Below are 9,660 nucleotides of genomic sequence, written 5' to 3' on the forward strand. Positions count from 1 at the left end.
GCCACTGCTCATCTCATGCGTGCGGTGGCGATTTGTGTAGCGCTATGCAATTTCACGCCCTGGACTCGATTTTCTCGGTCAACAGGGCAATGAACTGCGCCAGCGGCATGACGCCCAGATCCTGATTGCCTCGGCCACGCACAGCGACCGTGCCGGCGGCCTTTTCCTTGTCACCGACGACGAGGATATATGGCACTTTCTGTAGCGAATGCTCGCGTATTTTAAAAGTGATCTTTTCGTTGCGCAGATCGGATGCGGCACGAATGGGCTGATGCGGCAGTGCTTTTTGGAGTTTTGCGACAATTTCGCGACAGTAGTCGGCCTGCGCATCGGTGATGTTGAGCACGCTGACCTGTTGCGGAGCCAGCCACACGGGCAGGGCACCCGCGTAATGCTCGATCAGGATGCCGATGAAGCGCTCCAGGCTGCCGACGATGGCGCGGTGCAGCATCAGTGGACGGTGGCGGTTGCCGTCCTCGCCGACGTATTCGGCGCCCAGCCGCTCGGGCATGGAGGGATCGACCTGGATGGTGCCGCACTGCCACTCACGCCCGAGCGCATCGCGCAGCGTGTATTCAAGCTTGGGGCCGTAGAACGCGCCATCTCCTTCCGAGATGCGGTAGTCGACGCCGATGGCCTTGAGGCTTTCGATCAACGCGGCTTCGGCCTTGTCCCAGCTCTCCTCGCTGCCGATGCGTTTTTCCGGTCGGGTGGCGACCTTGTAGATGATGTCGGTAAAGCCAAAGTCCCGGTAGACCTTCTGCAGGATCTCGGTGAAATGCTGCACCTCGGTTTGCAGCTGGTCTTCCGTGCAGAAGATGTGGCCATCATCTTGTGTGAAGGCGCGCACGCGCATGATGCCGTGTAGCCCACCTGACGGTTCGTTGCGATGGCATTGGCCAAATTCTCCTAGTCGCAGCGGTAGATCGCGGTAACTCTTGAGACCTTGATTGAAGATCAGCAGGTGGCCGGGACAGTTCATCGGCTTGAGCGCGTAGTCACGCTTTTCGCTTTCGGTGACGAACATGTTCTCGCGGTACTTGTCCCAGTGGCCGGTTTTCTCCCACAGGCTTTTGTCGAGGATCTGCGGGCCCTTGACTTCCTGGTAACCGTTGTCCTGGTAGACGCGGCGCATGTACTGTTCGACCTGCTGCCAGATGACCCAGCCCTTCGGATGCCAGAACACCGTGCCCGGAGAATGCTCGTCCTGATGGAACAGATCGAGTTCGCGCCCCAAGCGGCGGTGGTCGCGCTTTTCGGCTTCCTCGATGCGCTGGATGTAGGCATCAAGCTGCTTCTTGTCGGCCCAGGCAGTGCCATAGATGCGCTGCAGCTGCTCGTTCTTCGAATCGCCTCGCCAGTAAGCGCCGGCCAGCTTGGTCAGTTTGAAGGCCTTGAGAAAGCGTGTGTTGGGCACGTGCGGGCCACGGCACATGTCCACATACTCCTCATGGAAGTACAGGCCCATCTGCTTTTCGTCAGGCATGTCCTCGATCAGGCGCAGCTTGTAGTCCTCGCCGCGTTCCCTGAAGACCCGGATGACTTCGGCGCGCGGCGTCATGCGCTTGATGACGTCGTAGTCCTTGGCGATCAGCTCGCGCATGCGCTGCTCGATGGCGGCCATGTCCTCTGGCGTGAACGGGCGCTCGTAGGAGATGTCGTAGTAGAAGCCTTCGTCGATGACCGGCCCGATGACCATCTTGGCCGTCGGGTAGAGCTGCTTGACGGCGTGGCCGACCAGGTGGGCACAGGAGTGGCGAATGATCTCCAGCCCTTCGGGATCCTTGGGCGTGATGATCTGCAGGTGGGCGTCGTGGTCGATGAGGTCGCAGGCGTCGACGAGCTTGCCATCCACCTTGCCGGCAACCGTGTTCTTGGCCAGGCCGGGGCCGATGGCTGCTGCCACCTCGGCAACCGAAACAGGATGATCGAAGGCGCGCTGCGAGCCGTCAGGGAGCGTGATGTGAATCATGGAGGAAAGGTATTAACCGGGGGAAACAACAAAAAACGCGGCTGGGTGCCGCGGTTGGTCTGTCTGGCCGATCAACAAAAGCAGGCGGGCACGCTGTACATCCGTTAACGCAGTCGGAAATTGGCCAAGCGCATCGTTTTCGTGGCCGCAAAACCTGCTTGCATGCAAAACAAGGAAAAGGCGAATTCTCCCACAAAACACAGGGGAAAGATCGTCAACAGGTTCTCAGGCCCGGCTAGCGACCTTTTCATGGGAGGAGTTGCCCGCGCTAGCCGTGCATGAAAGGAACGCAAGCAGGTGCTTGACGCCTGCATGCGGTGCCGACTTTGCAAGGTGGAGCCACAAGAGGGCGGTAGAGGATGCTGGCGGTTATCCGCCGGGAGACGTGTCGCTGCTGGAGGACAGGCTGGTGCCGGCAACCATGCCAGTGCCGCCACCGCCGCCCATGCCGCCACCACCGCCACCGCCACCGCCACCGCCACCTCGGGCACCTTCGCTGCGCGGAGCGGCCCTGCTGCCTCCCGCCGATGCGGGGCGAAGCGGACCTTGGTTGGGGATGGACAGACTGGCTGGAATGGCTTCCAGATCCAGCACTTCGCGGATGAAGTTGCGCAGCGATACGACCAGTTCTGCAGTCTGAATCGGCCGGCCAGCGACCATATCATTGGCCGCCTGGGCTGCCAGTCGGACCTGGGTTTCGGTACCCAGCAGGATCACATCGGACAGCGCGGCTTCGACCGCGTCGCGCATCCGCCGGGCACGTTCGCTGCCCAATCCGGGCGCCGTTTCAGCGGCATCCTGCGGCAATACGCTAGCGCTGCCATTTGCGGCAGCATCGGTGTCGTTGGCAGGCACCGTCCGCGCCTGCTGGCGCAGGTCGCGCAAGTGGCGCGGATCGACCAGCAGATTGCCGGTGAATGAGCCGCCCAGTACCTTGTAGGCGGCAATCAGCGTTTTCAGCCGTTCGTTGATCTGGCGGTTGCCACGTTCGCGCCGCTGCTGAATGCTTTGCATCACCAGTAGCCGGATGCCCACGCCAATGAAGGTGATCAGGGTAACAAGCAGCAGCGTCGACATGATGCCCTGCCAGGAGCTGAAATCAAGGTTGCGCACGGAAAGCCTTCTTCAAACGCTTGTTGGACGGGGAAATGATGAACATGTCACGCATCGGCCATGGTCAGCGCGGCCTCCATGTCTACTGCAACGATGCGTGAGACGCCCCGCTCCTGCATTGTCACGCCGATAAGCTGTTCGGCCATTTCCATGGCAATCTTGTTGTGACTGATATAGAGGAACTGCGTGTGGGCGCTCATGCGCTTGACCAGCCTCGCGTAGCGCTCGGTGTTGGCATCATCCAGCGGAGCATCCACTTCGTCGAGCAGGCAGAATGGCGCCGGGTTGAGCTGGAAGATGGCAAACACCAGCGCGATCGCTGTCAGCGCCTTCTCGCCGCCCGAGAGCAGGTGGATGGTCTGGTTGCGTTTGCCCGGTGGCTGCGCCATGACCTGCACGCCGGCGTCAAGGATCTCGTCGCCGGTCATGATGAGCCTGGCCTGGCCACCACCGAACAGCTCCGGGAACATCTCGCCGAAGTGGCGATTGACGGTGTCGAAGGTCGCTTGTAGCAGTTCGCGCGTTTCCGCGTCGATGGTGCGGATGGCTTCTTCCAACGTGGCCATGGCTTCGCGCAGGTCGGTGGCCTGCGCGTCCAGGTAGGTCTTGCGCTCGTTGGCTTCGCTGAGCTCTTGTAGTGCGGCGAGGTTGACGGGGCCGAGCGCCTCCATCTGGCGCTGCATGCGCTCGATTTCCGTTTGCAGCCCGTCCAGGCGCACGCCGCTTTGCGCGATGCTGGCTCGCACGGCATCCTTGTCGGCCTCGGCCTGAAGCAACTGGTCCTCGAACTGCTGCCAGGCCAGCTGCGCGGCCTGCTCCTTCAGGCGCAGCTCGGTGATGCGCTGGCGCAGCGGCTCCTGCGCGCGCTCTTTTTGCATGCGCGCCTCGTCGGCCGCACGCAGTTGACGGCCCATTTCGTCGTAGTGCTGGCGCGCCGTGTGCAAGGCTTCCTCGCGTGCGGCCTTGATGGCTTGCGCCTGCTCCAGTCCTTCCATGGCGTCGGTTTCTGCAAAGCGCGCCAGCTCGGTCTGCGCATCGGTGAGCTGATGGCGCAGCGCCTGCAGTTGCTCGTCGGCAGTGCTGAGGTTGCGCTGCAACTCCTGGCGGCGGCTCTGAATGCTTTGTTGGCCGAACTGGGCTTGCTGCAGCTCGCGTTCAAGCGCGCGTAGCTGCTCGCGCGCATCGGCAAGTGACTGCTCGGCCGCTTCGACGGCATCATCCAGTCCCATTTGTTGCGACTGCAGCTCGGCCAGCTGGGCGTCCAGCTCCTCGAAGCGCGCCTCGGCATCGATGCTGCGGGTCTGCAATTCTTCCAGTGCTTGCAGCAATTCTTCGCGATCACTTTCCAGCCGGGCGTTGGCCGCGCGCATTTGTGCCGCTTCCTGCTCCAGGCGCATCACCTCGACATGCAGCTGGTGCGCGTGTTTTTGCGCCGCATCGGCGCTACCGCGCTGGTCCTGCAAGGATTTGCTGGCATGCTGATAGGCTTCCTGCGCCTGCGCCAGTGCGGCTCTGGCCTGCTGCACCACTGCGTCCTGCTTCGTACATTCGGCCTGCAGCGCCTCGATTTCCTGCGCGCGTGCCAGCAGCCCGGCCTGTTCGCTGTCCTCGGCGTAGAAACCCAGGCTGTGTCGGGTGACGGTGTGACCTTGTGCCAGCAGGATTTGCTCGCCCGGTTGCAGCTGCGCGCGCGCAGCGAGTGCGTCGTCGAGGTGGCCGGCACTGTAGCAACCATGCAGCCAGTCCGCGATGACGCTGTGCAATGCGGGATCGTCGGTGCGCACCTTGCTGGCCAGCGCTGGCAGCGTCAGTGCTGGATTGCGGTGGGCTTCGGCGGTGTCCTCGTTGGCATCACTAGCCGCATAGAACACCAGTTTGGTGGGCGGGCGGCGTTCGGCCGAGGCAAAGCCGCGCACGCTGTCCAGCCGGGAGACGGGCAGGGCGGCCATGCGTTCACGTAGCGCGGATTCGACGGCCTGTTCCCAGCCCGCGTCGACGTGCAGCTGTTTCCAGAGCTGCTCAAAGCCGGCCATGCCCTGGCTTTCCAGCCACGGTGCCAGCTTGCCATCGGCCTGGACTTTCTCCTGCAGCGCACGCAGGGCCTGCAGGCGCGCTTCCAGGCTGGCGAGCTTGCCGGCGCTGGTCTGCAGGCCATCCTGTGCGGCCCGGCGCGCATCGTCCAGCTGCGGAACCTGTACTTCCAGCTCCAGCAGCGCTGCTTGGGCCACTTCCGCCTCTTCGCGGGCAAGCTCCAGCGCCTGCTGCTGCGCGGCCAGCTGCGTTTCGTCGATCTGCGCCAGGCCCTTGCGCTCCTGCTCGATGCGCTCCAGGCGGGCCTGCAGTTGCTGGCGCCGCTCGGCCACGCCGCGCTGCTCGGCGGCCAGGACCTGCAGCTGCTGCTGCACCTGTTGCACCTGCAGGCGCAGCTGCTCGGCCTGGGCGCGTGCATCACGCACGGCCTGCTCCAGCGTGGGCAGCTGTGCGCTCTGCTCCTCAAGCTGGGCTGCAAGGATTTCACTGCGCTCCAGTGCAGTGGCATCGTCGCCTTCCAGGGCTTGCAGACCCTCTGCGGACTGGCTGGAGGTGCTTTCCCATTGCGTGATCTGTTGCGTCAGCTGTGCAATGCGTTGCTCGGCACGTTGCTTGCCTTCGAGGACGAATCGGATTTCTGCCTCGAGCTTGCCGACCTCTGCAGAGGCTTCGTACAGGGCGCCCTGCGCTTGGTTGACCTGCTCGCCTGCGGCGTAGTGCAGCTCGCGAATTTCTTCCAGCTGCGCGGTGGCCGCTTCGATATCTCCGGCATGGGCCTGCAGCGCTTGCACGGCCTGCTGGCCGGCGCTTTGCGCATCGGCCAGTTCCCGCTCGGCCTTGTCCTGCCGCAGCAGCCAGAGCTGCTGCTGCGCGAGCGTGATGCGGTCCTGCAGCGCGGTGTATTGCGCGGCGACTTCCGCCTGACGTTCGAGCTTGCCCAGATTGCCGCTGAGCTCGCGCAGAATGTCTTCGATGCGCGTGAGATTCTCACGGGTGTCGCGCAGGCGTGCCTCGGTTTCCTTGCGGCGCTCCTTGTATTTGGATACGCCGGCAGCCTCTTCGAGAAACAGGCGGAGCTCTTCGGGCTTGGACTCGATGATGCGGCTGATCGTGCCCTGACCAATGATGGCGTAGGCACGCGGCCCCAGCCCCGTGCCGAGGAAGACGTCCTGCACGTCCTTGCGACGCACCTGCTGGCCATTGATGTAATAGCTGCTGCTGCCTTCTCGCGTGAGGACGCGCTTGACCGCGATCTCGCTGTACTGGTTCCACTGCCCGCCAGCGCGGTGGCTGCTGTTGTCGAACACCAGTTCGACGCTGCAGCGGCTCGCAGCCTTTCTCTGGTTGGTGCCAGAGAAGATCACGTCCTGCATGGATTCGCCGCGCAGCTCGCTGGCCTTGGATTCGCCCAGCACCCAGCGCACGGCGTCCATGATGTTGGACTTGCCGCAGCCATTCGGCCCCACGACCCCGACCATCTGCCCGGGCAGCAGGAAGTTCGTGGGCTCGGCGAAGGACTTGAAGCCAGCGAGTTTGATGGAGTTCAGTCGCACAAGATGGAATGCAGCGCAGAAGGGGAAAGCGCCTGCAAAGGCCGGCGCAAAACCGGCTATGGTAAGGGAAAAGCTTTGGTATTCGGCCACGCGGCATTGACCGGGGCCGTTGCACCCGGCTGGCCGCATCGGAATGGCTGCATATGCAGTTGCGCAGCGCAACATGCCATAAAGTGCGGCGATACTGGTGAAGGCGTTCATTGAATGCCATTCAATACGGCCTGACGCAAGTGTGCTGCTGCGCTACCGTGCCTGCGGCTAGGTGTTCAGCATCCGGTCAGGCCGGCCTCAGTGGCATTCGTGGCACTCCTCGCGCAAGCCTCACCTCTGGAGCATATGCATGACGTTGATTCTTTATGCGGTGTCGGCCCTGCTGGTGCTGTTGACAGTGCTTCCCTTGTCCCTTGTCCCGTGCCAGGGTATGGTGGGTGCGTGTCTGGGATTTCCCGCGGGCGCAGTTGGCGGTGTTGCTGGCGGCCGTGCTGGTCTTGCAGGTATTGCTGCTGGATCGCGGTCATCCGGCCAACTGGGGTGTCATGGCCGCGACGCTGGCGGCGCTGGTTTACCAGCTTTGCTGGATCCTGCCCTATACCCGGCTTTGGCGACCGGAAGTGCGCCGCGCAGCGCAAGAGAATAAGGCCGGGCCGCGGCTGCGCATGCTGACCGCGAATGTCCTGACGCCCAATCGCAACGCAGCGGCGCTGCTCGCACTGGTGCGCGAGCAGCGGCCCGACATTCTGGTCACGCTCGAAAGTGATGCCTGGTGGCAGCAGCAGCTGGAGCCGCTGGAGCGCGAGTATCCCTATCGCGTGGTCTGTCCACTGGACAATCTTTACGACATGCACGTCTATTCGCGCCTGCCGTTGCATGGCGCGGAGGTGAAGTTTCTGGTCGAGCAGGACGTACCATCTGTGCACGCCAGCGTCCTGTTGCAGGAAGAGGGGAATGGCCAACCGCAGGTACGGGTGCGCATGCATTTTCTGCATCCTGCGCCGCCGAGCCCCGCCGAGAACGAGGCATCGACCGAGCGCGATGTCGAGCTGATTCTGGTCGCCAAGAGCTTGGAGAAGGAGCGGGGGCCTGTTGTGGTGACAGGCGATCTCAACGACGTGGCATGGTCGCCGACGACACGATTGTTTCGCAAGCTCAGTGGGCTGCTCGACCCCCGCGTGGGCCGTGGCATGATCAACAGTTTCCATGCCAGCTACTGGTTTGCACGCTGGCCGCTGGACCACTTCTTTCACAGTGATCACTTCGAACTGGTGCAGATTTGCCGGCTGCCAAACATTGGCTCCGACCATTTTCCAGTCCTGATCGAGCTTCAGTACCATCCGGCCAATCGTGACCTGCAAATCGGATTGCAGGCCAATGCGCATGACCGGCGTGATGTGGCCGAGGTGCTGAAGCTGGCCCCGCCGGGCGCCCCGAATCCGCAGGTCCCGGCACCGCCAACGAGTGCCCGCTGACCTGCGCGAATGCGTTCACAATGGCCGTGTTTTTTCACAAAATCCTCTGATGACCAGCCACGCGCAATCTGCCCCGCCAAGTGTGCCGATGCATGCCCGCAAACCCAGGCTGGGTTTGGCCCTTGGAAGCGGATCCGCGCGGGGCTGGAGCCACATCGGCGTCGTCCGGACCCTGCAGCAGGCCGGCTTTACCCCTGACATCGTTTGCGGAACATCAATCGGGGCGCTGGTTGGCGCAATTCACGCGGCAGGCCAGCTGGATTGGCTAGAGAAATGGGTGCGCAAGCTGGACTGGCAGGGTATCCTGGCGCTCATGGACTTTGGAGTGTCCGGCGGACTGCTGCACGGGCGCAAACTCATGCGGTTCTTTGAACAGCACATGCACAACCACGCAATGGAGCAACTGCCCCTGCCTTTCGCATGTGTTGCCACCGAACTCGACAGCGGCCGGGAAGTGTGGTTGCAGCAGGGGTCCGTGATCGAGGCCGTACGTGCCTCCATTGCGCTGCCGGGCCTGTTCACGCCTGCACGCATCGGGCATCAGGTACTCGTCGATGGCGGCTTGGTAAATCCTGTTCCCGTCTCCCTCTGCCGGGCCATGGGGGCTGAGGTGGTGGTGGCCGTGGATCTGAACTGGGACCTGATCGGTCGCCGCGCCCGTGCGGAATCTCCGGTTCACGCCAAGGCATCTGCCCAGGCATCAGGCTGGCTGGGCCATTTCTTCAGTGCCAAAGACGCGGAGACGGCTGCCGCAAACGCGCGTTCGCAACGCTCCATGCTCGGGGTCCTTGTAACCAGCCTCAACATCATGCAGGTGCGAATTACGCAAAGCAGGCTTGCTGGTGAACCTGCCGATGTGCTGATCAGGCCACGCCTGTCCGACATCGGGGCCATGGACTTCGACAAAGCAGCGCTGGCCATTCGTCAGGGCGAGGCAGCGGCGCGGCTGATGCTTCCGCAATTGGCGGACGCCATGGCAGCTTAGCTTGCGGGCACGGGAGTGTTGCGAAGATCCAGCAAATTTTTCCCCCTAATGAGCGTCCAAGTGGGTTGAGTTGGTGCTATAGTCACGCCCTCTCGACGCCTGAGGCCAGATGAACTGGTTTGGGTGTTGAGGGGACGGCTTGGAGAGGAAGCTGCTGACGGAGAGGGAAGTTAGCGGTGGGAATCAAAAAGCTGTGCTATAGTAGAGGGCTTCGCTGCTGAGGCGGCTGGTTGGGGGTTTAGGGCTTCTGGCTGGTGAGCTGAAGAGGTGGTGAGGTTAGAAAAAGTTTTCGAAAGTTTGTTTGACTGAAGAAAACATTGTGCTATAGTAGAGGGCTTCGCTGATCGCGGCGAATGCTTGGTAAGAGACGGTTCATTAACAAATTACAGCCGATAAGCGTGGGCGTTTGGACAGAGGCTTTGCTTGCAAAGAGAGTGCTTTGGGTGTGCGAATAGCGTGCTTGGGGTGCTGCGAAGGCAGAGATGCCAAACGCTCATGCAAACAGAAGAAGAAGTGTGTAGGCCGAGAAGAGGTTGAGAG

5 protein-coding genes are annotated in these 9,660 nt (G+C 62.4%); 2 read left to right on the forward strand and 3 right to left on the reverse strand.

Annotation, left to right across the window (positions count from 1 at the left end; all coding sequences use genetic code 11):
• Nucleotides 1-52 precede the first annotated feature (52 nt).
• The 3 genes from thrS to smc form a co-directional block, all read right to left on the reverse strand.
• Entirely contained in the window at nucleotides 53-1,972 is a 1,920-nt protein-coding gene (gene thrS / locus AAV94_RS02390; RefSeq protein ID WP_046740729.1) for a threonine--tRNA ligase, read from the reverse strand.
• Nucleotides 1,973-2,341: 369 nt separating this feature from the next.
• A complete protein-coding gene (locus tag AAV94_RS14800; RefSeq protein WP_046740730.1) occupies nucleotides 2,342-3,085 on the reverse strand; it encodes a hypothetical protein in 744 nt (247 codons plus the stop codon).
• Nucleotides 3,086-3,132: 47 nt separating this feature from the next.
• Entirely contained in the window at nucleotides 3,133-6,669 is a 3,537-nt protein-coding gene (smc, locus tag AAV94_RS02400) for a chromosome segregation protein SMC (RefSeq protein ID WP_046740740.1), read from the reverse strand.
• 404 nt (nucleotides 6,670-7,073) lie between these two features.
• On the opposite strand from smc, the gene AAV94_RS02405 reads away from it, so the two are divergent.
• Together AAV94_RS02405 and AAV94_RS02410 are read left to right on the forward strand one after the other, a co-directional pair.
• Nucleotides 7,074-8,135: an endonuclease/exonuclease/phosphatase family protein gene (locus AAV94_RS02405; protein WP_046740731.1), complete on the forward strand. Its 1,062-nt coding sequence runs from the start codon at nucleotides 7,074-7,076 to the stop codon at nucleotides 8,133-8,135.
• 88 nt (nucleotides 8,136-8,223) lie between these two features.
• Nucleotides 8,224-9,120: a patatin-like phospholipase family protein gene (locus AAV94_RS02410; RefSeq protein ID WP_046740741.1), complete on the forward strand. Its 897-nt coding sequence runs from the start codon at nucleotides 8,224-8,226 to the stop codon at nucleotides 9,118-9,120.
• Nucleotides 9,121-9,660: the final 540 nt, after the last annotated feature.

The sequence above is a fragment of the Lampropedia cohaerens genome (genome assembly GCF_001005215.1).
Classification (GTDB): domain Bacteria; phylum Pseudomonadota; class Gammaproteobacteria; order Burkholderiales; family Burkholderiaceae_C; genus Lampropedia; species Lampropedia cohaerens.

Coding starts and splice junctions, on each gene's coding strand:
- thrS (WP_046740729.1), bottom strand. CDS start 1,972: ATGATTCACATCACGCTCCCTGACGGCTCGCAGCGCGCCTTCGATCAT.
- AAV94_RS02410 (WP_046740741.1), top strand. CDS start 8,224: ATGCATGCCCGCAAACCCAGGCTGGGTTTGGCCCTTGGAAGCGGATCC.